Here is a 26,736-nt window from a genome sequence, read left to right as displayed (position 1 = left end):
ATCGAGGGCCTCCTGCCGGATTTCGTTGCCGACTATAACGCCACAGGCAATTTCGCTATTTCTATACTGAAAACCAGATGACCTGTTAATAGTCAACGTGTTTAACCAACCATTGGGTGTTCCTCAGGCATACGTATTACTCGCTGGCGATCGCGGAGTGCTAGCGCGGCGGCCGTCGTCATTGTGCCAACGCGGCCAAAATACATTAGAGCAATCAAGATACATTGGGCAGTGGGAGGAAGACCAGATGTGATTCCCGTACTCAGTCCGGTTGTGGCGAAGGCGGAAATTGTTTCAAAAAGCACCTCTGATAGCGGAAGATCGGTGATTTGGAGAATTGCCAAAGTAGAGAAACCCACAAGAGCAGCACCGACGAACGTTACCGAAATCGCAAGGCGCAAAATACTTACAGGAACACGTTTACCAAAGACCTCAACATCGCGATCGCCGCGTGCTTCGGAAAGAATTGCAAGGAAAAGAATTGCGAAGGTAGTGACTTTAATCCCGCCACCTGTACCACCTGAGCCACCTCCGATGAACATGAGAATGTCCATGATGAACCAAGTAGATTCGTGCATATTGCCAATGTTGAGTGTGCTCAGGCCTGAAGACCGTGGAGTGGCAGAGTGAAATAGTGAAGCCAGAAACTGTTCGTCCAAGGCAAGTTTTCCGAAGGTGCTACTGTTTCCGAATTCGAGGAAGAAGATTCCGGCTGCACCGATGATGAAAAGAGTTACCGACGTCGTTACCGTAATTTTCGAGGTTAAAGACCAGCGACGCGGATTGCGCCAGGTACGTGAGATATTCAAGATAACTGGGAAACCGAGGGAACCAATCATTGTTCCTAGGATAACTGGAACGCAAAACAGCCAGTTTCCAACGAAACCGGTGAGTCCCGCATCGTAAATGACGAACCCACCGTTGTTGAAGATGGAAATTGCCATGAATACCGAATTGCCAACCGCACTCAGGGGAGACGGTGAGATTTTGAGACTTGAGGGAAGGAGTGCCAAAGCAAGGATGAATTCCGCAATAGCCGAGGTTACGACTACGGTTCGGAGCAATCCTCCAACTTCACCTAAGCGGCTCTTTGTTTCGTTGGCGGTCAAGATGCGTTGGGTGAGTCCAATGCGACGCGACACCATGAGCCCAAGTAGTGATGCGAGAGTCATTACACCTAGGGCGCCAATTTGCATTGAAAATGCGATGACGACGTGCCCGAATCCAGACCAGTATGTTGCGGTATCCACCACTGTGAGACCTGTTACGCAGGTAGCGGAAGTCGCGGTAAAAAGAGCAGTGAGAAAAGGTGTACTTTGATTTCCGGGGCGTGCTTGAGGCAATAAAAGGAGCAACGTGAACCCAAGAATGATGAGAGCAAAGACGCCGAGCGTGAGTCGCGCAGGAGAGCGTTGTGCGATTGCATCGATATTGTCGCGTACTTGCGTGGGGGTACGGAGCATATTCACGGAGTCTGGATACCTTTGTTATTGAGTGAAGTAAATAAATAGCTATTGTTGTCTCGTGTAGATTTTTGGTACTTGAAAACTAGTTTAAAGTTTAGACGTTACTGTGCCAATTGTTTTCTCAGGTGAATGCAATGTTATGAGAAATCTGTGAACCATGTTGTTTGTGAATTTCATGGGGATTATGTGCATTTTGAAAAATTAGGATAAACTGGCTAAAGAATTTCCGTGCTTGAAATTGAATCTGAGATTTATTTTGAGATTTGCTGTGGAACACACCACGGTTTTTGGCACGGGGCTCTTTTCACGCATCGGATTGCTAGAGAATTCCTCTGGTTTACTTGGTAGGACGGAATAGGATGGCTCAGTTTCCTCCTTCTGCTCCGCAGTTTTTTACTGTGGCTGAAGTTGCCGAGATTACGCGAGTTTCTCGGATGACTGTGTATCGCATGGTTCATGCTGGCGAACTGCCTGCCGTGCGTGTTGGTAGCTCTTATCGCGTACCTCGTTCCGCTCTCGATCAGCTATTGGCTGGTGGCGCTGAGGACGAGCGCCGTGAAGTTTCCGGAGCGTAGGCTTTAGGGTATTATTTATTTGTTAAACGAAGCGGATTTTCCGTTCACATCATTACTTCCGGAGGTAGCCAGTGGGTTCCGTCATCAAGAAGCGTCGTAAGCGCATGTCGAAAAAGAAGCATCGTAAATTGCTTCGCAAGACTCGTCACCAGCGTCGTAACAAAAAGTGACCTTCGAATAAGCGTTTTAAACAAGTGGCGACTCTCAAAAATGGGAGTCCCCACTTGTTTGTATTTCGTCTGCAGATTAGGAAGACTGACGAGTCATTAGATTTGAAATGTGACACGAAAAACATGAAGATTATTGAAAACTTCATGAAAAGTTAAACGGTGAAAAAATATTAGTTTTTAGTTGTAAATTTAAATGTTGATTTTACCTTTTGGTTACATAGTCTTTATGTCATTTTTAGGAAAATGCATAATAAAAAATTAAACATCCTGTAAATATATATTAAAGCATGGATATGACGCTCGAGAAGTTTGTGTTCATGAATATATTGTTGATAGATGCCTTTTGGAAAAATATGCAGATATGCCGATTTGGAGGGGCGCTTTGGATACCTGTCTAAAATATTCTTGGTGTAAATATAGTGAAAAACAAGCCCAATTCGTATAGCGCCCTAGTTATCATGACTGTATAGTGAAGACGAAATTACAAACGTAGTTAATTGGAGTTTTTAGGCTTCAATGCTTCCGAACAGCATTTTGTTTGCCGGTGTCACTCTGCTTAGGCATCGTCTTAGGGAACAAAATAATTCCACGTGAAGGAAACTAAAATGAAAACATTAAAGAAAAGGGTTGCTGGCGCTGTTGCGTTTATTGTGACTTTTTCGATGGCTGGTATCCAGGTGGCGACTGCCGCTGATGTTGTGGATGTAAACCATAACGTCTCTCTCACCATAAATAAGTACGAAGGTGATCCCCAAACTACGGCACCGAACACTGTTCCGACTGCTCCTACGAATGGGGCAAAACCTCTTGACGGTGCTCAATTTAAGATTGAGAAAGTAAATGAGGTTGATCTTTCAACCCAAGCTGGTTGGACTACGGCATCACTGCTGACGGATGCGGACAAAGGTAATGACCCTGCCGTTACCTATACAAACATCGATACAGTAACTACAGCTGGTGGTAAAGCGACGATTTCTACGGCAACCAACACCAACTTTAAAGTTGCAATGTATCGTGTAACAGAACTCCAGAAAACTGGTTATACAGTTGCTCCACCTTTTTACGTAACTCTTCCGTATTCTGATCCGGCAAACGGTACGTGGACGTATGATCTTAACGTTTATCCTAAGAACCAAAATGTTACACCAACCAAAACGGTGAACGATTCGGTGGCTACCGTGGGTAAGAACCTTACCTACACAATTAAAGCTCCTGTGCCTGCAGGAACACTTGATCGATTCAACGTAGTTGATCAACTCATTTCTGAGTTAGCGTTGCAGAATTCCCCCGCAGCAAAGGTGACGGTAACAGGTACCAGTCCTGTGACACTAGATCCTGTAGCGGATTATGCTCTTACTTACGATGCCAACACCCTTCGTGTAAATTTCTCCGCCATGGGTTTGCAAAAGCTCCAGACCGCTCGCGTTAGCGACTCAACGCTTGCTGTCCAAGTTGTCTTTGAGGCTAAGGTTTTAAGTGTTCCGACTGCTGATGCAACTGTAAAGAACACTGCTACTGTTGAGCTTCCAAACTCCGGTTCTGTTCAAACAGGTGCAACTGCAACTATTCTGGCTAATCTCAAGATCACCAAGACAAGTACAGCCTCAGGTGTTACCAAGGATCAGCTCAACGGAGCAACGTTTGAAATCTACCGGTGTTCTGATGCAAATTCTGATGGGAAGTATGACCTTCAAGGATCGCCACTTGTTGTCTCGAATGTTGCAACCACAACAGCGCAGGATCCTCAGACCACGAATGCCACATTGATAACCGCTGGTGGAACTGCAGACAATGCAACTGATTCCACCATCACCGGTTACGGTCTTCCATACAGCTCTGCTGGTTCAGATGGTGCTCCAGTTGTGAATCAATTCTGTGCTTTGGAGACCAAAGCTCCAACTGGATTTGTTCGAAACCCAGAAGTTCTTCCTATTAAGACGTGGGATGCCGCTACGCACACCTATTCGCTTAGTGTAGATAATGTGAAGAACTCATTATTCGGTCAACTACCAGCAACAGGTGCTTTCGGGATCGTCATTATTTTCTTGATCGGTCTTGCCCTACTTGCGCGTGGTTTCTACACGAGCCGTCGTGATAATAAAACTGCCACTGCGTAGTTAATTGTGTGGTTGGGGCGTACACGTGGTGCCCCAACCACATCTCCTTAATCTGGTGATGTTGGTGGACAAGAAAACAAGAACAAAGACGAAGGTGGGTAACCGTCGTCGTAACCCGAGATCTGTTATTTACTTGCTACTCGGAGTTCTGGTTCTTCTTTCACCGGTTGTCATCACACACGTAAAAAATGTAGAGCAAAACCAAATTTCCCAACGCTATTCGGAAAACGTCAAAAAGATGTTGCCAGAGCAAAAAACTGCTCTTATGGAGGAAGCTAAAGCGTATAACGCTCAACTTCCTCCTGTAGGCTCTCCTGATCCTTGGGTAAATGGAATAGACACTAGTACGGATGCGTATAAAAAATATTTGGCGCAGCTTAATGTTGAATCGGTGATGGGTCGGTTAAAGGTTCCTTCGGTGGGGATTGATTTACCGATTTACCACGGAACGTCTCAAGCTACACTTGCTCACGGTATCGGTCATCTCTATGGAACAGCGTTGCCAGTCGGCGGTGCAGGAACTCACTCCGTGCTTACCGGTCATACTGGCCTTGCAACGCTCACGATGTTTGATAATCTGACCCATATAAAAGAGGGTGAGATTTTCATTGTGGAAATCTTAGGGGAACAGCACGCATATAAAGTAGATCAGATCAAAAAAGTGCTCCCAAACGACATCCAAAATGTTCGTCCAGAAAATGGCCGAGATTTGATTACACTCGTGACTTGTACGCCTTATGGAATCAATAGTCACAGGCTATTGGTTCGTGGAGAGCGAGTTGAACTGCCTAAAGGACCGATTGAGCAAGTCTATTCAAGTCCTTGGCAGCCATGGATGATCGCGGCCTTAACCATCTCAATTTTGACCTTGCTCTACATTTTGTGGTGGATGTTTGGAAAGAAAAAAGATCGAGACACTGAAGAAGAAAATGTGGTTAGAAAGAAGGAGGCGGAAAATGTATAACAGAGCAGGCTCAATACGAGTTATTGCCTTTGCTTTTAGCTGTTTTTTATTTGCGTTTCTCTTTGTTGCTTTTCCGGCCACATTATCGTTTGCGGATGGTGGAACTGACGTTTCAATCCATAAAACGCTTGGTGAAGGGGACACGCCTGGCACTCCATTGGAAGGGATTTCTTTTGAAGCTATCCCGGTATTAGATTCACGTGCTTCGGATCATGATGCGCTCGTAGCAGAGATGAAAACGAATCCGTACCTTCATGGGTATCAGCTGGGAACGCCCATAAAAGCAGTGTCAAATTCCCAAGGTGATGCACTGTTTTCGCGGTTACCCGACGCTACATATTTAGTGAGGGAAATTCCGTCGCGTGTTGGAGATGTTGCTTATACGGTTATCAGCCCATTTCTTATCGAAGTGCCTGACATGGCTATTACTCGCGACGATGGAAACAAATCCCTAAGAGTGTACGCGAAAAATCAGCCGTTATCGATCAAAATTACGCCGTATCCAAGTTCTCGAGTCACTCCAGGTGAACCAGTGCAATGGGATATCCAGGCAAATGTTCCGGCTCCGGATGTGAACGGTAGCCTGCATACTTATATAGTTACGAGCAAACTTGATTCTGCGCTCAAATATCAAGGCGTTTCTAGCGTTGTAATTTCAGATGGAAATTCTTCGGAAACATTAACGGAAAACATAGACTACATTGTGGTATTTGATCCGAATTTGAATACCGTGACGATCAAGTTAACTAACCAAGGCTTAGCGAAGCTCGCTCGAATGCGTTTATCCGCCCCACAAACTGCAGTGCATATTAAATTGCAATCGATAGTGGATAGCAATGTTTCAGATGAGCAAATAATTAAAAATACTGCTCAGCTGTTCCCAGATGGTTGGGCGGACACTGCCAATGTCGTGGGAGCAGCAGGTACTGCTACAGATGTGGCGAATATTTCAGTGGTCTCACAACCAGTGGTTACATCACCACAGTGCCCAGAGGAAGGTTGTGTGTGCCCGCCCACTGGGTGCACGTCGTCGGCCATTTCTGTAATCTTGGCTAAAACCGGAGCATACATAAAAGAAATACTTATGTGTGCAGCAATACTCGTGGCGATTGGAGCGCTCTTTTTCATTGTGGCTCGAAGAAAACGTGATAATGAGGCGCAGCGCATTCAATCTGATAGGGAATTACAAATTGTCAATGAGGAAACGACAGAAGAAAGAGGTGACGGAAATGCTAAAACGCAATAAAATTCAATCGCTGAGAGTGAAAGCTTGGGCGACCTTTTTAAGTTTCGTATTCGTCATCGTTCTGTTATTACCCGTATCTCCGTGGAGTCCAAATAACGAAAAGGCTGAAGCTGCTGCCGCGATAACTTACGATCTCGGTGACTGTGCTATGCGTATCGGTAACGGCGCAGCGATTGATGAAGCAAACAGTTTTTGTTTTATCGATTTTACGGGTTTGATTTCTGCACCGAACCAAACAAAAACATATACTCGCAAAATTGGCGATATGACTTTACAGTTTGATTTGAGCTGGACTACTTCAGGGCTTGGTTCGCCGAGTGTGACAGCGGTTTCATCTCAGTGGGATAGCACTGCATCTTTTGGACAAACAAACGGTTACCGAACTTTCATACCATACTCAGGAGATGCGCAGAGTCCAATCGTGAAGACATCGCATTGGCCAACAAATTATTATTTTAATTTTTCGAACATTAAACTAACGGACTCATCAGGGAAGCAATTATCTTACTTCAAGCTGAACGTGCTCGATGCGGAGATTTCTCCAGGTACAGAGTCATGGTCAATCACAGATAATGACACAACCACGAATAAAACTACCTTGAATAAAGTAGTGCAACCAGGATTTGCGGATCCTTGTAATTATACGCGCTATTCAAATCGAGACTTTTACTGCCAGGGTTATAGAACTTCTGAAACTATCAAAGGTATCGCGGTTGCGACTATAGATTCTCCTACACAGTTTCAAATCGAAAAATATGCAGGTGTTGGTGCTTGGAACGGGTTTGCACTTGCAATTTCTATTGGTCGCGTGGCAGGAAAAGCAACCGCTGACACTTCGTATGAAATGGCTGAGACGGGCCAAGCTACAAGTTTTGACCATCAAATGTTTAGTCGTGTTGGTACAACGGATACTCTTATCCCCAAGACGAACGATGGCACTTTTAGTGTCTATAATCGTCCGTATTCCAGTACACTTACCCCACAAGACACCCAAGTATTTACATCAACTGCTTCGGGTGCTGATGCTCAATACGCGCATGATCGGTATAATCCCGTGTGGACGTGTAATGCTGGAAACAATGCTCCTGTAACAATTGAGGAAGGCAAACCGTTTCCGTCTGGGTACGATTTAACTTATGACTCCGCAACGCATAGGTCAATTTTAAGGGCAGTTAATATCAACGATGAACCACTTGATTGCTCGGTGGATTGGAAGAGTCGATTCCAACCGTCGGTATTAAATCTACGAAAAACCCTTGACGGTAATGCTGCTAGTTTTAATGAGATCTCGGGACGTACATTTGAACTCAATTATGTGTGCAGCAATGATAGTTTTGCACAAGCATATCCTTCGATTCCTCTGAGTGGGAAAGCGACTGTTAAGGCTGGAGAATCGAAAAGCATCACCAATCTTCCATTTGGAACATCGTGTAAAATGAGCGAAACGTTTCCTAGTGGAATTCAGGCTACACCTCCCGGAATCAATTTAAATTTAACGTGGAAAGGCGGAACTCAAGATACTGCCACGTTGCCTAACCTCAATACCACGCTGGCTACCACCTCAGATGTGAGTGCTAATAATAACTATACGTACCGAGCAGGTAGCCTGTCTTTGAGTAAGAGCCTTTTGGGTGATCCAGTATCTGAGTTTGCCTACCCACGCCACTACGATTTTTCATTGACGTGTGTGGGAACCACCGTACAAAATAAAACAATTGGTTTTGACATAAATCCTAGTGGCACGGTCTATTCTGGGTCAGTGAACATTACGGATATACCTGTGGAGCATGAGTGTCAACTAACACCCCTGACAGGTTTATCAAGTGCGGAATCGAAAAAGTACACGTTTGTGGGGCGCACTGTAACCATTGACGGAACTTCGGTGACTAAAAACTCTGATGGATCATATTCTTTTAAATTGGCTGACTATCCGCAAGGTGGAACTCCCACTGCTAGCGCGATGCACATTGACGCAACTTACGCATACCAACTTCGCGATGTTAAAGTTATCAAGCAGTATGCGGGACCAGCAGCAGGTTCAAACGATTTAATTGGGAAAACATTTCCTGTTCAGTATAAATGCACCTGGGGATCAAGCGGGCAGTATTCTCTTGCCGGTTCGCTCAACATAACAACTGATACAAGTAACCCTTCACTTATAAAAGGGGTACCGGTTGACGCTAGCTGCCTTATTTATGAAGATGCTGTTCCGGAAAATCCAAATACCATATTGACTGGAACAAAGTTGGCGTTTACCGATGCTAATGATGTTACCGTTGTGAAGACTAACGATGATGCTAAAACACAACCTATAATGAAGGTCTCAGCGGCTCTCGATAGTAGCCAAAACCGTGTATTAGTTACGAATACCTATGATTACAAGCTCGGTACGGTTGATCTCTCCAAGATTGTGAATAAAAACGGAATAACCGTCAGTTTGCCTACGTCCTTCTCTATTAATTTTGATTGCGGAACACGAACAGTAGTGAATTCGGATGGTAGTACTTCTTCTGTTCCCCTGGTAGGAAATGTGGCGATCTCAGAAGGACAGACTCTTAAACTAAAGGCTCAGGTTACGGACTCGGTGCTCGATCCTAAGGTTAATGACCAAAGTGGATACATGGGAGTACCATATGCCAATACCTGTACTTTTAGCGAAGATGTGCCACAGATATCAACTTCGGGGGTTTTGTGGAGTTCGGATGTCGAAGCGCAGAAGTTTACTGTTTCTGCACCTAATACTGCGAAGACGATTACCAATACGTTCACTGCTGCAGGAAATGGTTTAACAATTCAAAGTCGCGTAGTATCGTGGAATAATCTAGCTCTTCCGGTTAATTTAAATGTTGCTTGTAAAGATTCAAATGGAACACCGCTGGTTCTTGAACCTCGATATTCCACGGTCTCGTTAAGTAAAACAACTCCTTCTGTAACAATTCCTGCTTCACAAATTCCAGAAGGGAGTTCTTGCACGGTTGTTGAGCCTTCTGCCGATCCAGGCACGCGGCAAGCAACCAGTGGTAATACCTACCCAATATCTCGAAGCGTTGGCATGCATGTTGCAGCCACCCAAACGGATCCTGAACTAAACCTGATGTACGGAAATTTGGCGCAGATAAATGCCTCGTCAATTAAAATTGGTAGTGCAACCGTCGTCGAGATGAACTTCTACTATGCATACGTTTCAAGTTCAATTTCCGCTTCGAAAGTGGTTGCGTTTGATCCTGCAACTCAACAATATATTTCTGATGCGAGGAAAGAAATAAAACGGAATCGTGAATTCTCAGTTTCCCTTGAGTGTCTATATCCAGACGGCGTTACAGAATTCACTGCATCTGGAACAATTGTTTCCACGAAACCTGCAATTAACCTTGGTGAACTACCTGTAGGATCTACCTGCTCAATTTCTGAAGGTGCAACAACAACCGCGACTGGGATTGACGTCAAGCAACAGATATCCGTTAATAACGGGTCAGTTAGTGATGTGACGGCGAACTTTACCGTTCAAAAAGATTCCAATTCGGCAGTTATTACAAATACTTATTCGCGTCGCTTGGCTCCGGTTGTGTTGAATAAACGCGCTGTTCTTCCGGGTTCAATTCGTGACCAGTATTCGGCAAGTGGCGTCGAGATTCCACTCCATACTCACCAATTTTCTATGGATTGTCACGATCCGGAAACAGGGGATGGCTCTGCGGGTGCATTGTTAGGAACCTTTAATGGCACGATTACTGGTGAAGGAACATACCAATTTGATTCGATTCCAGTTGGCGTAGATTGCCATATCGCGGGTGACCATTTTGGCCCACTAAATCTTAATCTTACTAATCCAGATGGAACCCAGTTGCAAGCTTACTTAAAACCTAAACAGGTTAAGTGGGTTGTTGATAAAAATGATGGTACTGCTGTAATTGATACAACTTTTCCTAATGATGTTACTGAGTCAAATTATTTCAATACACTCGATAACGGTTCTGATGGATCGATTTCGAATATTGTAGATATTGAAAATACCTACGAATACATCATGACTCCTGTGAAAATGAGTAAGGCTGTTGAAGGCTCAATCGAAGATCTGGCTTTATTGTCCGAGAACCAGCAATTTGAGTTCTCGTACCAGTGCCAAGCAGTGGGTTATTCCTCATCATCAATGGGACAACCCGGTGCCACGCTTCCAACGCTATTGAATTACTCGCAACTTAGCATCTCTACTTCGGACACCCCAGGAAAACAGACGAATTCTTTTGTCTCTGATCAAGCAATGGTACCTGCCGGATCTCTTTGCACAGTTAAAGAGAGCGCTCCGGTGGGAACTCCAAGCCAGCTTGAATGGAAAGTGGACCAGCAAACTATTACCAAGCGAGTTGAGAATACTACGGCTACGCAGTCGTGGGATTTCGTCAATCACTATACGCGCAGGATGGTTCCTGTTAGGGTTTCTACGATGCACGCGGGATATATTGAAGGAGCCATCAAAGATTCATCTGGCCTAGGATATACCTACACAGTGACTTGTAATGATCCGGCAAAGACTTCAATAACAAATACGGTCTTGTTTAATAACGCTTTGGTGGTTTCCTCGGTGGCCAGTCAAGGAGCTCCAGGTTCTGGAGAGGTCTTGCAGTTGCCGGCTGGTAGTGATTGCTCTATTAACTATGGAGGAAGTGCTTCACTTGCCCCTAGCGCCCAACTTGAAGTCACAGCAGGAAGTCGTTCTCCGTTCATGCGATTTGGAACATGGACAGCCACGGGACCAGATGCCTCGAACCCAACTCAAAACTGGCGTGATATAGCGCCAAATTCGGTCACGACGGATATGAAGTCGTATTCGCGATCATTTACAATCGCTCCCGATTTAACTACGACTTCCGATGTAGCAATGACTGTTGGCGCTCAAGCTGTATATCTGCAAGATACAGTAGACGTGTCCGTTACAAAGACATCTTATGGAGCAGTTGCCGATGGGTCCTCGTTTACATTTGGTTCTGACTGCTTGGCTGATGGAATAACGCACACAATTAAGGCGGGAGAGTCATTTACCATTAAGGGTGTTCCAGTTAACCGTGTTTGTATCATTAATGAGATATCACAAACGGCTTCTGTTGCCCCTCAACTTGGAGTTGATGCACAAGGGGATGGAATAGTCGATGCCGTGGCTACGAATACTCCTGCTACTGATACGGAGCCAGCAAAGCACTATTCTCAATTCACCGTCGCGCCGGTTACAGACCCAAATGATTTGTCGCAGTCCGGATCATATTGGTCGTTAACCCTTGCTAACCGGTATCCCGCAATTGATATCGAAAAAACGATTGACGGCGCTTTGCTTCCTGCAGGAGACAGCGTTGTATTGAATCCTTATGCGACGTCAATGGTGGTGCATTATGCTTTGACAAATAATGGTGGACTGCCAGTTGATACTTTCTCTTTAAAGGATCCATCCTTAGCGGGAAGGACAATTACGAAAGACGGGCAAACGCTTGTCGTCGGCTCTGACGGTACGATTGATCCGATGTTCTGTGGTATCGATAATGCCAACGGCTATACGATGCAGCCGAACGAGGCGCTAACATGTACGTTTACTGTTCAATTGGACGAACCTCAGCAATCACTCGTTGATGTTAAAGGTGCGGTTACTGTTTCGGCTTTTGCAAACGGTTTGCCGGTTTCTGATTCTGATAGTTTTGGTGCACAAAGAGTGTGGATGTCGTTGCCGCAAGCTGGAGCTATTTCACTGGTAGTTGTGATCTTAACCGGTGTTGGGGTGGTTGTTTATGGTTTGTGGAAGAACCGTGATGACGACGATGATGATTCAGCTACAACTTCAGACCTATAGGTGTTTGCAGTAGTGGATGCTGATGCTTTGAGTGATCGAAAAAGAAAGAATCAAAATCAACGTAAAACTGGGTTTACCTGGATTCTTATTGGTTTGTTGATTCTTCTATATCCGGTTGTAGCGACTCTCTATAACGATTACCAGATCGTGCAACAAGCACAGATGTACTCTCGAGCTGTAGATAACATCAGGCCAAAGTCGCAGTTGCAGAAATATTGGACAGAGGCGCGATTATACAATGAGCAGCTTGCGAAAGAAGGGCATCATGCACGTCCTCCGGTTTCAAGCGATCCGGGTTATGAAAGATACATGAATACTCTGCAGGTGCCACAGACCGCAGATGTTATGGCGCGTATCAGAATTCCTCAAAGTAAAATCGATTTACCTGTATTTCATACAACGTCGTCAGAAGTTTTGTACCGTGGAGCAGGGCATATGTTTGGTTCAGATCTTCCAGTAGGTGGATTAGGAACCACGTCGGTTATTTCTGCCCATACGGGTATGGTCAATGCCTCCATGTTCGATAATCTTGTTTTCATTAAAGAAGGCGCCGACGTCTATATCGATATTCTCGATGAAACTCTGCATTATAAGGTTAAGTCTCGTAAAGTGGTTGGTCCTGATGACTATCGAGCAATTACCTATGAGACTGATAAAGATAAGGTGGTTTTGGTCACTTGTACTCCGTATGGGATTAATACAGATCGCCTGTTGGTCGAAGCGATTAGGGTTCCTGCAGACAGTGGATCAAGTGAAAGTGGATGGACGCCGAGTCTGAGTTGGTGGATGATCCTAGATATCATCTTGGTATGTCTTGTATTATTATTTTTGTTGATCCGCGCATTGCGTCGGAAAAAGCGCGATAATAGCAGTTCAGAGCCGTTGTTAGCCGCTCCGAAGAAGGAAAGCATGCCGTAAGTATCAATCACCAGATTGGATGAAAATTCTATAAATAGTGGAATTTTCAATGATTATTGGAGTTGAGAATACCGATGAAGACGACAGCATGTGACGAGCCTCGTTGGCTAGATGACGACGAACAGATGTCATGGCGGGCATTTTTGCGCGGAACGGCGACTCTGCTTGACCTCATTAATAAGGATATGGAAGATGATAACGGTCTTGCATTGAATGAATATGAGGTTCTCGTACATCTAAGTGAGGCTGAGGGGCATGTTTTGCGAATGTCGCACCTCGCGGAAAACCTAGTCCACTCGCGCTCGCGACTTACCCATACGGTTCGTCGCCTCGAGAGCGAAGGCTACGTTGAGCGATTCCGTTGTGCTGATGATCGACGTGGAATTAACTGCAAGCTCACAAAAGCTGGGTTTAAGAAGCTTCAGAAATCTGCGCCATCGCACGTAGAATCGGTGCGCCGTCATTTCATCGATCTGATATCGAAGGAAGAGCTTGTGGAGTTGGGACGCATTAACTCAAAGTTTATCGTCGAACACAAGGAAACCGAAGAAGACTAGATTGAAGCTTTAAGCTTAGCATCGAAGATGCTTCTCACCCGCATAATAGACGAATTTTATGGCAAGCTGGAGATATGGAACTAACAACTGTTCATCTTGTTCGACACGGCGAAGTAGACAACCCAGAAGGTATTTTATACGGTCGGAAACCCGGCTTTCATCTTACTGAACTTGGCCACAATATGGCTCGTGGGATAGGAGATACCTTCTTTCGTGGCCATGACGTTCGCCTAGTTGTAACGTCTCCATTGGAGCGTGCTATTGAAACAGGTACACCAACAGCTCAGGCTTTTGGTCTTCCCGTTATTCACGATGCTCGGCTCATCGAAGCAGATAATTTTTTCGAGGGAGTTGCGGTAAACAATAATCGACTGATCCTAGCTCACCCAAAGTTTTGGTCCTGGTATTCAAATCCATGCAAGCCTTCGTGGGGTGAACCATATACGGAGATTGTGGAGCGAATGTCCGGAGTTATTTCCGAAACTATCGATATTGCTTACGGCGGTGAAGCTGTTTTGGTATCACATCAGCTTCCTATCTGGACGATGCGTCGCTTCCTTGAAAAGAAGCCGTTCGCTCATGATCCGCGTAAACGTGAGTGCTCCCTAGCATCAGTTACCTCGCTGACTTTCCTTGGCAAGCAACTAATTTCGTGGAAATACTGGGAGCCGGTTGCGGAGCTAATGAGCCAAGCTTGTGACATGGTTCCAGGAACATCGGAAGCAGAAACTAAAAAGTCGAATAAATAGGTGGTTCTACTTACAGAAAGCCCCCACGGTAAATGAGCCGTGGGGGCTTTCTGTTATTGCGCTAATAGTTACTCGTAGAGACCGCGTGGTTTATCATCGTCTTCGTTTTTCTTAGGACGCTCGGGAAGTTGACCGTCCTCAGCACGCTTCTGCTCGAAAGCCCGACGACGGTTTTGTGCCTCAAGGCGAGCCAGGAAGTCTGGATCGTCGTCGGGGGCTACCGGACCAGACGACGTCTTCCCACGTGAGGATCGGGTGCGTCCGGAAAAGCCCGTGTCCCTTGGCTGGAGTGGCGAAGGATCCTTGAAAATATGCTGGTACTTAAAGGACAACCAGAGTATAGGACCGAGTAATGGAACTATTGCAATCAAGACTAACCACATCGAGCGTGAAATACGCGCAGGCGTAGCATCCTTGGGTGTCTTTGCACAATCAATAAAGGAATAGATTGTGAGAGCTATAATAACTAGAGCAATGAATATTCGAGCCACGTTACTATCCTAAATCATCAAGGGAAATCATGTTGGATGCCGTCTGTTTATCCTCTTAGGATAAAACTAGGAGCAGAGTAATAAGAACCGCGTAAGCAAGCTCGTAAAAGCCGGTATTTCTTAAGACGACGATGAGCGCACGGCCACGAGCACCCACCAAAACCGGACGGCTCATCACCGGAACAACTACCAGCAGTAACAATGTTGTAATCAATAGTGGGTAAGTAAAGAATCCGATAAACGCGGTGATAACTGGCGGAACAACGAGCATTGCTACGAAACTTAGACGTGCAACACGGTCACCCAAGCGAACTGCGAGCGTACGTTTACCTGACTGGAGATCGGTAGGGATATCTCGAATGTTGTTAATCATCAGTAAGGCACATGCGATCAAACCGATTGCCGTTGCGATTACCCAAGCTAGTAACGGTGCTGTGCCCGACTGGGTGTAAACGGTACCTACGGTTGCCATGTAGCCAAAGAATACCAGGACGAAGATTTCACCGAGCCCCAAGTAGCCGTAAGGATTTTTACCACCGGTATAAAACCAAGCTGCGAGGATCGCCACAACGCCACAGATGAGGAGCCACCATTGGCCACACAAGGCTACCAGAGCGAGTCCAGCAACGGCGGCCGCGAAGAAGAATCCGAAGGCTACAGCCAGCACGGTTGAAGGGGTGGCTTTCCCTCCACCCGTTAGACGTGGTGGACCGGAACGGTGTTCATCGGTTCCGCGGACCCCATCTGAATAGTCGTTTGAGAAATTCACGCCGATTTGAAGGAAAAGTGCTACCAAAGCAGCTAAAAGTGTGCGCGTCCAAGAAAATGCGCCTTCGGTTACAGCGACTCCTGCACCGGCGATGACGGGTGCCACGGCGGCTGGGAGAGTGCGAATACGGGCTCCTTCGAGCCAATCCGAATAAGATGCCATGAATTCCTACTTTAAGCTAAATGTTCACTTTATTGTACTGAGCGAAGGCGCAAAATCAGCGATTAAAGTGGTCAATCACAGTGTGACGTATAATGCGACGATCGATTTTTCCTGAGTCGGTTAGAGGCCACGAAGTTTCACCCGAACTTCCACTGTAAAGCTCCTGAAGGGTAATAAAGTACGACGGCGCCCACCCACGTTCGAGCTGGGTAGCTAAGCGTTTCTTGAGTTCATCGGTAGGGAAAGGTTTAGCCATCACTGCTACGGCGGCTTCGCCCCAGACTGGATCGGGCATGCCGACGACCACCGATTCGATCGCACAAAGATCGGAAATTGCAGCTTCAATCAAACGAGGCATGATCGTCAGCCCACCAGTAGTGATGGCGTCGTCGATTCTTCCTAAGACTTCGAGGGTTCCGTCGCTATGGAGCACGCCCACGTCTTTGGTTCGATGCGTGCGCATGGAAAGTTTACTCACTTCAGTTTCGTTGTTGGTGGTAGACGTAAATGCCTCCGGTTCAACGTCGCCCAGATATCCAAGGGCGACGACAGACCCCGTAAGATCGATCCGCCCGTTTTCTGTTATCTGTACCTGGGTATCGCCAATCGGTGCGCCGTTGTAGATGCATCCGCCACAGGTTTCCGTCATTCCATAGCTAGTTACGACCGTCAATCCTGTTTCGCGAGCATGCTTCAGCAGAGATGTGGAGCTAGCTGCTCCGCCCAACACAACTGCGTCGATAGGAAGCTTCCCTAAAAGAGGAATTGTTGGGTGCAGTGGCGGAGGTGAATCTGTGCCAACTTCGCTATTAAGCAAGCGAGTAAGTTGAGTTGGCACTAGCGAGAGATAGTGCTTGTTTGCAGGAGAAGCACTCAAAGCATCACACAAGGTGGAGATGTTGTTAAAGTCCACACTAAGTGGTTCGAAACCGCTCGAAACCGTACGAACCACGGTTTGAAACCCCGCGATGTGGTGCAAAGGTAAGGTGTTGAGCCAAATACCTTCTCCGCCCAGGTAGTCGTGTGTAGCCCGGCCAGACACCAGCAAAGAATCCCACGAGAGCGCTACGATTTTCCCTTGACCAGTTGTTGAGCCTGAGGTGCGCATTAATACGCCTGTTCCATACGGTAACTGGAACTGGCAAAGTTCCGCTTTTATCTCAGCTGGATTGGTTCCGGGAGTCACTAGGAATAGAGGGGCGGGGGAGAGTCCGCTGGAAACCGCGTGAAGGGCATCTTTCACCGCAGTGGTAACCCGCGTGAGTGCTGCGTTCCCAACTCCGCCTTCCACGATGGTTATGGCGGTAGATTTGTTGTCCTTCAAAGTATCACTTTCGACAGAAATTGGTGCTGCCCTAGGTGTAAGGCGCTGATCTAGGCGTAATAGGGGTAGCAGGACCAATCGGGATCGCGTTTTTGTAAGAAGGCATCGCGTCCTTCTTGGGCTTCTTCAGTCATATAGGCCAGGCGAGTTGCTTCGCCTGCAAATACTTGTTGACCAGCTAATCCATCATCAGCCAAGTTGAAGGCGAACTTCAACATACGGATTGCCTGCGGAGACTTTGTCGATACTAATCGAGCGTATTCTAAAGCGCGTTCCTCGAGATCGGCGTGAGGAACTGCTTCGTTAACAACGCCCCATCGCTCAGCGTCCTGTGCTGAGTATTCGCGCGCTAAGAAGAAGATTTCACGAGCGCGTTTGTCTCCGATTTGGCGTGCCAGTAGTGCTGATCCGTACCCGGCGTCGAAAGATCCTACGTTTGCATCGGTTTGCATGAAACGGGCGTGCTCGAGTGAAGCTAAGGAAAGATCACAGACTACGTTGAGCGAGTGCCCGCCACCTGCTGCCCACCCTGAGATAGCTCCGATTATAACCATCCCTGAATTCCTCATCAGACGCTGAACTTCGAGAATGTGGAGTCGTCCAGCCCGAGCAGGGTCTACTGATTCCCGGGTTGCTTGATTGATCGCAGAATCATCGCCGCCGCCGTCGTAACGATAACCGTCGCGACCACGAATTCGCTGGTCGCCTCCGGAACAAAACCCCCAACCGCCGTCGCGTTGAGAAGGACCGTTACCCGTGAGGATCACGCTGCCCACGGCACCCGTCAAACGTGCGTGGTCAAGGGCTTTGTATAGCTGATCAACTGTTTCGGGACGGAAAGCATTGCGCACTTCTGGGCGGTTAAAAGCAATTCGGACCACGGGTAGATCGTGTTCGGAAACAACATTGCCCTGCGAATCGAATTTGCGGTGTACTCCACGGTGATACGTAATGTCAGAATCGGGGAAGCCCTCAATAGAACGCCAGCGGCGCGGGTCAAAAATTTCTGAAACTTTTTTCGGTAATTCCGTCACTTGTGATTCGCTCATACTTTCATTGTGCCACCTAACTCGCTACGCATTCGCATCGCGTTGCAATTATCCTTGACTATGTGAAGTCCGCACGTTTCTTTGAATCAGTTTTCCGTCCTCAAGTTTTCGATGAGCTCCGTCAGGAAACTGTAGAGGTTGATGCTTACGTTTACGAGTTGCCTTTAGTGACGAGATTTCGCGGGATAACGAACCGCTCAGGGGTGTTATTGAGGGGTGCCGCCGGTTGGGCAGAGGTTTCACCTTTTTGGGATTACGACGATGCCTATTCGGCACGCTGGTTATTCGGAGCACTCGATCATGCTGTGCGAGGTTTACCTGCGCCAGAGCGTATGCAAATCCCAGTGAACGTTACCGTGCCCGCTGTTGGGCCGCAGGAGGCGTACCGTTTCGCCCAAGGTCTGGGGGCAACAACGGCAAAAGTCAAAGTTGCCGATCAGGGTCACAGTGCCGACGACGATCTGGCTCGGTTGCGAGCGGTACGTGAGGCACTTGGTCCAAAGTCGAAAATTCGAATTGATGTCAATGGTAGATGGGATCTAGATCAGGCGATTGAGCTGATTCCGCGCTATGACGAAGCTGCGTGTGGGCTGGAGTATGTTGAACAACCTGTGATGGATGTCGATGATCTTGCCACGGTTAGGAGGAAGGTCGAGGTTCCTATTGCCGCCGACGAATCAATTCGCCGCGCAGAAGATCCATTCTTGGTGAAAGAAAAAGAAGCGGCAGATGTGGTGGTATTGAAAAATCAACCGCTTGGTGGGGTACGAGCTGCTTTGGAACTTATCCACGAACTTGAAATGCCGGTGGTGGTTTCGTCTGCCCTTGAATCATCGGTAGGCTTGCGTGCTGGACTCGGGCTTGCTGGCGCTCTTTGCGAACTCAATCACGCCTGCGGTTTAGGGACTGCTTCGTTGCTGAAATTTGATGTGACCTCAGAGCCCTTAAAAGCTCGAAACGGCGCGATAAAAATTCGTGAGGTGGAACCGGACCTAGAGCGGATTCATGCTTGTACGAGCAAGGAGACCACCGAAAAATGGAGAGGTCGTATTAAGAAAATGTGGCAGATAGTGGTTGACGATGGCTTTATCGCAAGAGATTCGGTTATTAGGTGGCCGGATTTATGAAACAACATCCGGAAGAACGACAATTGAGAACAAAGATTTTATTGGACGTAAGAAAATGAATTCTTCAACTGTTACTGCAAGAACGACGATCGAGTGCTTGGTCAGGGAAGGTATTTCCACTTTCATTCTGTGCCCAGGTTCAAGGTCTGCGCCGCTTGCGATTGCACTGGCGCAGGCGGAACATGCCGGAGTTGTGGATCTCCACATAGAGACCGACGAACGTGTTGCAGGTTTCGTTGCCTTGGGATTTGGTAAGGAAGGTGTGCCCGCGGCAGTGGTGACGACGTCAGGCTCCGCCGTCGCTAATCTCCACCCGGCAGCCGAAGAAGCGTTGCACAGCGCAATTCCAATTGTGTTCCTGACGGCGGATCGTCCACATGAAATGCGAGGTGTTCGAGCTACTCAGACGACTAATCATTGTGCGGTTTTAGCTGGTTCGGTTCTTCACTCCGTGGACCTTCCCACTGATCTGCCTAGCGAAAATTCTTTGAAAAATCAGTTGGTGCGCACTTGCCGTATTGCAAAGGGAGAGGGATTTGCCGGTGGTCGCGGTTGTGGTCCGGTGCATATCAACCTTGCGTTCCGTGATCCGCTGGTTCCGGAATCAGAGTGGGGTTCGGTCCACGAACTGGGAAATGTAGAAGGTGGTCCCTTGCAAAAACCAACCGATATGCCGGCGAAGCGTACGGTTATCGTTGCTGGTCCATCTCAAGTGGTTGCGTCTCCTGCGCAAGCTCAAGCGTTCGGAGAAACAATCGGTTTAATTCCAGTCTTGGCTGAACCTTCGAGTTCGCTTCGTTGCCTTCCGCAGGCAGTTACTTCCCACCCGATTTTGCTAAGTTCTGCACTGGGCAACTGTGTTGAACGCGCTGTGGTAATTGGACATCCGACTCTTACCCGTGAAGTTTCAAGACTCCTTGCAAACGCAGAGGTAGAAGTAGTTGTGATGGATGATCAGCCGAGTTATACCGATGTCTCGGGAAATGCTGCTCAGGTTGTTGATCTCGAATCTCTTCCAGCTTGGCTCACTATTGATCCGCAAAGGTTTAGGGAGTGGGAAGTGGCATCGACCAAGGTGCGTCGCTATCTCCACAAAGAAGAATGGAAGCTCGGTTTCCCAGCAATTGCTAGAGCAATTTCACAGTCGTCGATTACTACGATGCTCGGAGCTTCGTCGATCATTCGTGAGGTGAACCTCTACGGAGATTGCCCGGGGAAAGTGTTTTCTGCAAACCGCGGTTTAGCGGGGATTGATGGAACGGTATCGACTGCGATCGGAATGGCCCTGGCGAAAAAAGAACCGGTGCGCGTCGTCGTAGGAGATTTGACGTTTATCCATGATTTAGGTGCTTTGGTAAAGACATCCAACCAGGCACGCTTGCCAGACATTCAGGTTGTTGTGATTAACGATGCCGGTGGTTCGCTTTTCGCGACCTTGGAGTACGGTGCAGGGGATACTGAAGTATTTGATCGGGTATTTCGTACCGAAAAGACCTTTGATTACGTCAAGTATGTCAAGGCGCTGGGTGTGGATATGACGTGCAGGATCGCGTCAGGAGACCCGCTCACTCTTCATGATGAATTAGATGAGTTTACCGGCGGTATTGAAGTGTTTGTTGTTAACCTTCCACGTGAGGAAGTGGGTATTATGCGTGGTAAGCGATCGGATCTGCGTTCGCGAATCGTGAATATGCTCCAAGCATAATCTTTCCAGGAAATGTCCAGAAACATCCCAAGGAGTGTGAAGCTAGGGATGGTTTGCTAGTGATATCAGTCAGGAAACTAGTAGTGGTGGGTATTTTCCCAAACCACGCAAACAAAATGTTTTGAGGAAGTAAGGATATGTCGAACGAAGAGAACATGATTGAGAAGGACGTCCAGGGCGAGCCTCAGTTTCCGAGTGAGCGACGTGAGGTTTCACAGCGTCCAGTGATTGCAAATTACCGTCCTGACGGCGAAGTGGTTACAGAGCCAGTTAAATTTGGTTCAGAAGCCTCAGCTCCGACGACGCAAACTCCCGTTGCGCCAGCGCCACCAGCTAATGCGCCCCGGCCACCAGTTATGCCACAATCCGCTGTGCCACCATTTGGTTCTAGTTCGTACTCGGGCGGAAATCTGGGTTCTCCAACGGAAAGCTCAAGCTCTTTTAATCCTCCAACTACTAGCTTCGGTGATGGTTCAGCCACTAATAATTTCAGTAACGAACCAGCCACCCATACCTTTGGCAATCCTTCAACTTTTGGACCGGGCGCCGGCGGCGTTGTTGAAAACGAGTCGAAGTCACGAAAAAAATCGCGTCCGGGGTGGTCAGCGCTTGTAGCTGCTTCAGTTATTGCTGCTCTTGCAGGTGGAGGTATCGGTGTCGGAGCTATGACGCTCCGCTACGAAGGTTCTCGGCCAGCTTCCATGGTCCAACACAAACCTGAGGTTAAACCAGTTGTGGATAGCAAAGGTGCCGCGCCGAATTGGCAGGCGGTTTCTGACGCGGTTGGCCCGTCCGTCGTTGCCATTAATGCGAACACCGGGAGAGGGGAAGCCGCTGGATCTGGTGTTATTTTTGATGAAAAGGGCCATATCCTTACCAATAACCATGTGGTGGCTGGCGCGGAGAAACTAATGGTTACTTTGGCTGATGGACGTGTTTTTGATGCCAAAGTAGTTGGTAAAGATCCGGCAACCGACTTAGCTGTGATTGCCTTGAATAATGCTCCAAAGGACTTAACTGTTGCCACGCTGGGCGATTCGTCGAAGGTACGAGTCGGGGATAATATTGCCGCAATTGGTAATCCACTTGGGCTTTCTTCAACCATGACCACGGGAATTGTTTCGGCTCTTAACCGCCCAGTGCAAACGTCCGGCGCAAACGAACAAACCGGCGCGCAGACTCGAGTGGTCACGAATGCCATTCAGATTGATGCAGCGGTAAACCCAGGAAATTCTGGCGGTCCCGTGTTCGATGCGAACGGTAGAGTGATCGGTATTGCTTCGTCGATTGCAAGTCTTTCGGGTGGTGGATCTGCCCAGTCAGGTTCAATTGGTCTTGGTTTTGCAATTCCGATCAATCTTGCCGAAAACGTTGCTAAGCAGCTTGTGGAAAAGGGTAGCGCCGAGCATGCTTTCCTTGGGGTAACAATCGCGGACGGTGTTGCTGAATTTAAGGGAACGTCCAAGCTTGGCGCTGAGGTTAAGTCGGTAGAACAAGGGACTCCTGCCGCAAAAGCAAATATCCAAGTTGGTGATGTTATTACTGCCATTAATGGAAATCCGGTTGCGTCATCGGCGGCTCTTACTGGCTACACCCGCCAATACAAGTCGGGAGACAAAGTCACAGTAACCTTTGAGCGCAATGGTGATTTGCAGGAAGTTGATGTCACTTTGGCAACTCGGCCAGATAGCCAGCAACGCTAAATTTTAATGGTTTGCATGGCCTGTGCCAATGCCTAATGACGGTGGTGAGACACTTTACGAATGAGTCTTACCACCGTCATTTACGTGTGGAATCATAGAAGTCAGTAATCTGGAAGGCGTCCATAACCGGCTCGAACTTAGCTTCTGTTTCAGCGAGTTCAATTGATGGGACAGAATCTCCCATAATGCCGCCACCAGCCCATGCGCGTGCAGTGTTGTTCGAATCTATTCGAGCACAGCGTAGCGCCACGCACCATTGGCCGAAGTTACCCGAAGAAATCCAACCTACCGGCGCTCCGTAGCGGTCACGATCAGTTACTTCGATGGTGTCAATAATTTCTAGCACGGCGTCTTTAGGCGATCCACCGAGCGCAGCAGTTGGGTGGAGCAAACCGGCGATGTCGATGATCGACGACGAATCGAAGAGGTCAGCAACTACGTCTGTAGCCAAGTGCAAAACATTTGGAAGGGTGAGAACGAAAGTTCCACTGGTTTCTACTTTGCCAACTTTAGTCAAAGTAGAAACCACGGACTCGACGGCCACCTGGTGTTCTAACTGATCCTTTTCTGAAGCAGTCAATAGACGTGACTTCTCATCGAGTTCGGCGTGAGAGTAGGCATTATGCGAAAGCGAAGATCCAGTTGCGGGATCAGAGTTTTGCTGAATCGGTAACGTGCCTGCTAGGACGCGTGCAAAAACCTTGTTCCCTTCGGTGCCAGATAACGGTGAATCATCAATGATTGCTGCCGACGCCGCCAACATCTCTGGGCTGGCGCCAATCAGCCCATCAATTGCGAAAATCCACGTAGATGGATACTTCTGATGTAAGCGCGAAAGAATCTGCCGCTCGTCAATCTGAGTAGACGTGTGCAAAGCAAGCGTCCGGGAAAGAACAATTTTGTCTGCTTCGCCAGCGCGAATGGTTTGAGAAGCACGTTCGACCTGGGCCTGCCACTCGAGAACATCGGGAATTTCTTCCACTGAATCGACGGTGAACTCACCATATTCTTGATGCTCTCTCTTCAAAACTGCATCTAAGAGAGCCTGAGCCTCCGGTGCCAAAGTGTTGAATACGTCGTCGTCGATTGGACCAATGATCGTGAGCCAAGCTTTGCCTTGACGACGGCCAACCAAAACTTGTGGCACGATAAGCGATGAACCAGCAGGTGAATGAGGTGCGAAACTAAACGATCCAAACGCAAGAAGACCGGTACCAATGGTGCGAACTTCGTCGCGTACCTCGGCGTCGTCCTCAAGGGCTTGCCACCACTGCGTCAATGCCTCGAAGCGCGCGGTTGATGAATCGGACGACGCTGGAGTGTAGTCTTTCCGAGCGGCGGTACCGGCCGCAACGAAGCCGTCCTCTCCATGAATCCATGCAAGTTGCTGCCTAGGTGAGGTGAATAGGTCCTCGAGCTTAGGCAGAAATGGAAGTGCAGAGGTCTGCGAACGTAGATGTGGAATGGTCAACACAAATAACGATGTTACGTCGGATAGTGGTTAAATGCTTAATATGAAGCGAGCTACACTTACAAAAAATCCCGATGATGTATCGGGAATGTTCGACGAAGTCGCAAAAAACTATGACCTCACTAACACCGTTCTCACCGGCGGATTGGTCCATGTTTGGCGCAAGACGACGACGCAAGCGCTGGATATATACCCAGGAATGAAGATTCTTGACCTCGCAGCAGGCACGGGTACATCATCGGCGCACTACGCGCGTCAGGGTGGTGACGTTGTTGCGTGTGATTTTTCGCGCGGAATGATCGAAGAGGGAAAACGGCGCTACCCAGAACTCGCTTTTGTTGAGGGCGATGCGACGAATCTTCCTTTCGCAGATGCTTCATTTGATGCAACCACAATTTCCTATGGTTTGAGAAACGTTTCGAAACCGGAAGTTGCTCTGGTTGAAATGTGTCGAGTAACGAAACCAGGTGGAACTCTGCTGGTATGCGAGTTCTCCAGACCAACCAACTCGGTTTTCCGAAATCTTTACAAGTTCTTCCTTGGCGTGGCGATGCCGGCGATCTCGGACCTAGTTTCTTCCGACGCTGTTGCTTACGACTACTTGGCGGAATCGATTCTGTCATGGCCAACGCAAGAAGAACTTGCTCAAAAAATTGTTTCCGCCGGTTGGGAAGCTGTGGAGTACAAGAACCTTACAAATGGGATCGTTGCTCTTCATCGTGCACGTAAACCACTGTGAGTTTTGGTGTGTTGGTTGTGCTCAGACAGGGTGTACAAAACGTCCTGAGCTTTGGGACGATGTGACCTAAGGACCAAATACCTATTTACGATACATTTTTGTTTCGTAATTTTTCTAATTCTAGGTGTAATCCCTTTTCAAAACCACGTAGACTTCCACAGGAAGTATGTTCAAAATAGCGTGATTTTATTGCTAAATATATTGGAAGCGGTGAATGATGACCTTCGCTGAGGAAGCGGACGTGCTAATCGTGGGTGCGGGTCCTGCCGGATCAGCAGCAGCACACTATCTTGGACAATATGGACTCCACGTAGTTGTGCTTGAAAAGTCCGCTTTTCCGCGTGATAAGGTCTGTGGCGATGGTTTGACTCCACGCGCAGTTTCCGAACTCATCCGGATGGGATTTGCTATTCCTGAGGAAGAAGGCTGGGTTCGAAACTATGGTGTGCGTGCCTATGGCGGCGGGCACGAAATTGAAGTCCCATGGCCGGATTTAGCGTCGCAACCGAATTATGGCACGGCGCGAGCTCGCATAGATCTCGATCATAAGCTCATTACTTTTGCACAAAAGTCAGGGGTTGAGCTCCGTGAAGGTATAACCGTCACCGGTCCGCTCACCGATGAACGCTCAGGTCGCATAATTGGTGTTCGTGCACGTAAAACCACTGAGGGTGGACGTGGCGAAGAATTCGATCTCAAAGCGCGTTTTGTTATTGATGCTGGCGGTGTTTCTGCTCGGTTAGCTACTGCAGCTGGCCGCGAAAAGATTATGAATCGCCCGATGGGTGTTGCGGTTCGCACCTACTTCGAATCGCCATTGGCATCGACCACAATGATGGAATCGCACCTCGAACTTTGGTCTGGAAAAGCTGGAGAATCGGACCTTCTGCCTGGATACGGTTGGGTATTTGCGGTTGGTGACGGACTAGTAAACGTGGGACTTGGATCGCTGTCTTCCACCGCTAAGCCCACCGGCGTCGACTATAAAAAAGTTTTTCAGACGTGGATGCGCAACGTCCCTGAAGAATGGGGATTCACCGAAGAAAACCAGCGTGGGTCACTACGCTCAGCTGCGCTCCCGATGGCTTTTAATCGCAAGCCTCACTATGAAAACGGTCTCGCTTTGATCGGCGACGCCGGTGGAATGATTTCCCCGTTCAATGGTGAAGGCATTGCTTACGCCCTGGCATCGGGACGTGTCGTCGCCGAACATATCGCGCAGGCGCTGGGCCGTCCGACCTTACGTCAACAGGATCGCGTCATGCTTGAGTATCCGAAAGAAATGCGTGAAGAACTCGGCGGTTACTATACTTTGGGTCGCGTTTTTGCTGCTCTTATCGAGCGTCCAGAAATCATGCACATCTGCGTTAAGTACGGTTTACCTCACCCGACGCTGATGAAACTGGTTATGAAGCTTCTGTCTGATACCTACGATCGACGCGATGGCGACTGGATGGATCGATTGATTACCGCCCTCACCAAGGTGGTGCCAAAGGCGTGATTTGTACCTATACTCAGATTTTTTCTACCCAAAGCGATACGCTTAGAGGTGGTTTATTGCGTAGAAATACGCACTGTTTCAATAAATGGCAAGTGGA

The 26,736-nt window shown here is 47.9% G+C and carries 20 protein-coding genes; 14 read left to right on the top strand and 6 right to left on the bottom strand.

Annotated features, from left to right (window positions below):
• Positions 1 to 101: 101 nt before the first annotated feature.
• A complete protein-coding gene (locus EIH22_RS08115; RefSeq protein WP_124055455.1) occupies positions 102 to 1,463 on the bottom strand; it encodes a TrkH family potassium uptake protein in 1,362 nt (453 codons plus the stop codon).
• A gap of 362 nt (positions 1,464 to 1,825) precedes the next feature.
• Here EIH22_RS08115 and EIH22_RS08110 point away from each other — a divergent pair, with 362 nt between their 5' ends.
• The 9 genes from EIH22_RS08110 (at position 1,826) to EIH22_RS08070 (ending at position 14,598) form a co-directional block, all read left to right on the top strand.
• Positions 1,826 to 2,041 (top strand): helix-turn-helix domain-containing protein, encoded by a 216-nt coding sequence (locus EIH22_RS08110; protein ID WP_124055307.1) that lies wholly within the window; start codon positions 1,826 to 1,828, stop codon positions 2,039 to 2,041.
• Between the two features lie 71 nt (positions 2,042 to 2,112).
• Positions 2,113 to 2,211 (top strand): 30S ribosomal protein bS22, encoded by a 99-nt coding sequence (locus EIH22_RS08105; protein WP_005504750.1) that lies wholly within the window; start codon positions 2,113 to 2,115, stop codon positions 2,209 to 2,211.
• Positions 2,212 to 2,816: 605 nt separating this feature from the next.
• Positions 2,817 to 4,328: a SpaH/EbpB family LPXTG-anchored major pilin gene (locus EIH22_RS08100; protein WP_124055306.1), complete on the top strand. Its 1,512-nt coding sequence runs from the start codon at positions 2,817 to 2,819 to the stop codon at positions 4,326 to 4,328.
• A gap of 28 nt (positions 4,329 to 4,356) precedes the next feature.
• Positions 4,357 to 5,292 (top strand): class C sortase, encoded by a 936-nt coding sequence (locus tag EIH22_RS08095; protein WP_124055305.1) that lies wholly within the window; start codon positions 4,357 to 4,359, stop codon positions 5,290 to 5,292.
• Positions 5,222 to 6,538, top strand: a complete 1,317-nt coding sequence (locus EIH22_RS08090; RefSeq protein WP_124055304.1) for an isopeptide-forming domain-containing fimbrial protein — start codon at positions 5,222 to 5,224, stop codon at positions 6,536 to 6,538. Before EIH22_RS08095 ends, EIH22_RS08090 begins: the two co-directional genes overlap by 71 nt.
• Positions 6,522 to 12,374 carry a DUF5979 domain-containing protein gene (locus EIH22_RS08085; RefSeq protein ID WP_124055303.1) on the top strand — a complete coding sequence of 1,951 codons (5,853 nt, stop codon included), beginning with the start codon at positions 6,522 to 6,524 and terminating at the stop codon, positions 12,372 to 12,374. The genes EIH22_RS08090 and EIH22_RS08085 overlap by 17 nt, the downstream gene beginning before the upstream one ends.
• Complete coding sequence (locus tag EIH22_RS08080) at positions 12,375 to 13,292, top strand: class C sortase (protein WP_124055302.1); 918 nt, start codon at positions 12,375 to 12,377, stop codon at positions 13,290 to 13,292.
• 74 nt (positions 13,293 to 13,366) lie between these two features.
• Positions 13,367 to 13,849, top strand: coding sequence for a MarR family winged helix-turn-helix transcriptional regulator (locus EIH22_RS08075; protein ID WP_124055301.1), 483 nt, complete (start codon positions 13,367 to 13,369; stop codon positions 13,847 to 13,849).
• A 74-nt stretch (positions 13,850 to 13,923) separates the two neighbouring features.
• Complete coding sequence (locus EIH22_RS08070; RefSeq protein ID WP_124055300.1) at positions 13,924 to 14,598, top strand: histidine phosphatase family protein; 675 nt, start codon at positions 13,924 to 13,926, stop codon at positions 14,596 to 14,598.
• Between the two features lie 68 nt (positions 14,599 to 14,666).
• On the opposite strand, the gene EIH22_RS08065 is transcribed toward EIH22_RS08070, so the two are convergent.
• Genes EIH22_RS08065 through EIH22_RS08050 form a run of 4 tightly spaced genes read right to left on the bottom strand, consistent with a single transcriptional unit; the run spans position 14,667 to position 18,393 of the window.
• Positions 14,667 to 15,089: a PLD nuclease N-terminal domain-containing protein gene (locus tag EIH22_RS08065; protein ID WP_124055299.1), complete on the bottom strand. Its 423-nt coding sequence runs from the start codon at positions 15,087 to 15,089 to the stop codon at positions 14,667 to 14,669.
• A gap of 55 nt (positions 15,090 to 15,144) precedes the next feature.
• Positions 15,145 to 16,020: a 1,4-dihydroxy-2-naphthoate polyprenyltransferase gene (locus EIH22_RS08060; RefSeq protein WP_124055298.1), complete on the bottom strand. Its 876-nt coding sequence runs from the start codon at positions 16,018 to 16,020 to the stop codon at positions 15,145 to 15,147.
• Positions 16,021 to 16,075: 55 nt separating this feature from the next.
• Positions 16,076 to 17,344 (bottom strand): AMP-binding protein, encoded by a 1,269-nt coding sequence (locus tag EIH22_RS08055; protein WP_124055297.1) that lies wholly within the window; start codon positions 17,342 to 17,344, stop codon positions 16,076 to 16,078.
• A gap of 50 nt (positions 17,345 to 17,394) precedes the next feature.
• Positions 17,395 to 18,393, bottom strand: a complete 999-nt coding sequence (locus EIH22_RS08050) for a 1,4-dihydroxy-2-naphthoyl-CoA synthase (RefSeq protein ID WP_407640836.1) — start codon at positions 18,391 to 18,393, stop codon at positions 17,395 to 17,397.
• Between the two features lie 62 nt (positions 18,394 to 18,455).
• On the opposite strand from EIH22_RS08050, the gene EIH22_RS08045 reads away from it, so the two are divergent.
• The 3 genes from EIH22_RS08045 (at position 18,456) to EIH22_RS08035 (ending at position 22,928) form a co-directional block, all read left to right on the top strand.
• Entirely contained in the window at positions 18,456 to 19,520 is a 1,065-nt protein-coding gene (locus tag EIH22_RS08045) for an o-succinylbenzoate synthase (protein WP_124055296.1), read from the top strand.
• A gap of 55 nt (positions 19,521 to 19,575) precedes the next feature.
• Entirely contained in the window at positions 19,576 to 21,225 is a 1,650-nt protein-coding gene (gene menD / locus EIH22_RS08040) for a 2-succinyl-5-enolpyruvyl-6-hydroxy-3-cyclohexene-1-carboxylic-acid synthase (protein WP_160149057.1), read from the top strand.
• Between the two features lie 137 nt (positions 21,226 to 21,362).
• Complete coding sequence (locus EIH22_RS08035) at positions 21,363 to 22,928, top strand: S1C family serine protease (RefSeq protein ID WP_235001832.1); 1,566 nt, start codon at positions 21,363 to 21,365, stop codon at positions 22,926 to 22,928.
• A gap of 76 nt (positions 22,929 to 23,004) precedes the next feature.
• Here EIH22_RS08035 and EIH22_RS08030 read toward each other — a convergent pair whose 3' ends face one another.
• Entirely contained in the window at positions 23,005 to 24,402 is a 1,398-nt protein-coding gene (locus EIH22_RS08030) for an isochorismate synthase (RefSeq protein ID WP_124055294.1), read from the bottom strand.
• Positions 24,403 to 24,442: 40 nt separating this feature from the next.
• On the opposite strand from EIH22_RS08030, the gene EIH22_RS08025 reads away from it, so the two are divergent.
• Together EIH22_RS08025 and EIH22_RS08020 are read left to right on the top strand one after the other, a co-directional pair.
• Complete coding sequence (locus EIH22_RS08025) at positions 24,443 to 25,138, top strand: demethylmenaquinone methyltransferase (protein ID WP_124055452.1); 696 nt, start codon at positions 24,443 to 24,445, stop codon at positions 25,136 to 25,138.
• A gap of 217 nt (positions 25,139 to 25,355) precedes the next feature.
• Positions 25,356 to 26,639 (top strand): NAD(P)/FAD-dependent oxidoreductase, encoded by a 1,284-nt coding sequence (locus tag EIH22_RS08020; RefSeq protein ID WP_124055451.1) that lies wholly within the window; start codon positions 25,356 to 25,358, stop codon positions 26,637 to 26,639.
• Positions 26,640 to 26,736 lie beyond the last annotated feature (97 nt).

It is taken from the genome of Arcanobacterium ihumii (assembly GCF_900604515.1).
Taxonomy (GTDB): Bacteria; Actinomycetota; Actinomycetes; order Actinomycetales; family Actinomycetaceae; genus Arcanobacterium_A; species Arcanobacterium_A ihumii.
Note: the sequence above shows the minus strand (reverse complement) of the source record. Positions and strands in the feature narration are given on the sequence as shown.

Bases quoted from the DNA above. Each gene is read 5' to 3' on its own strand.
- EIH22_RS08075 (WP_124055301.1), top strand. From the start codon at position 13,367: ATGAAGACGACAGCATGTGACGAGCCTCGTTGGCTAGATGACGACGAA.
- EIH22_RS08050 (WP_407640836.1), bottom strand. From the start codon at position 18,393: ATGAGCGAATCACAAGTGACGGAATTACCGAAAAAAGTTTCAGAAATT.
- EIH22_RS08035 (WP_235001832.1), top strand. From the start codon at position 21,363: ATGTCGAACGAAGAGAACATGATTGAGAAGGACGTCCAGGGCGAGCCT.
- EIH22_RS08085 (WP_124055303.1), top strand. From the start codon at position 6,522: ATGCTAAAACGCAATAAAATTCAATCGCTGAGAGTGAAAGCTTGGGCG.
- EIH22_RS08020 (WP_124055451.1), top strand. From the start codon at position 25,356: ATGACCTTCGCTGAGGAAGCGGACGTGCTAATCGTGGGTGCGGGTCCT.
- EIH22_RS08115 (WP_124055455.1), bottom strand. From the start codon at position 1,463: ATGCTCCGTACCCCCACGCAAGTACGCGACAATATCGATGCAATCGCA.
- EIH22_RS08100 (WP_124055306.1), top strand. From the start codon at position 2,817: ATGAAAACATTAAAGAAAAGGGTTGCTGGCGCTGTTGCGTTTATTGTG.
- EIH22_RS08110 (WP_124055307.1), top strand. From the start codon at position 1,826: ATGGCTCAGTTTCCTCCTTCTGCTCCGCAGTTTTTTACTGTGGCTGAA.
- EIH22_RS08060 (WP_124055298.1), bottom strand. From the start codon at position 16,020: ATGGCATCTTATTCGGATTGGCTCGAAGGAGCCCGTATTCGCACTCTC.
- menD (WP_160149057.1), top strand. From the start codon at position 19,576: ATGAATTCTTCAACTGTTACTGCAAGAACGACGATCGAGTGCTTGGTC.
- EIH22_RS08025 (WP_124055452.1), top strand. From the start codon at position 24,443: ATGAAGCGAGCTACACTTACAAAAAATCCCGATGATGTATCGGGAATG.
- EIH22_RS08070 (WP_124055300.1), top strand. From the start codon at position 13,924: ATGGAACTAACAACTGTTCATCTTGTTCGACACGGCGAAGTAGACAAC.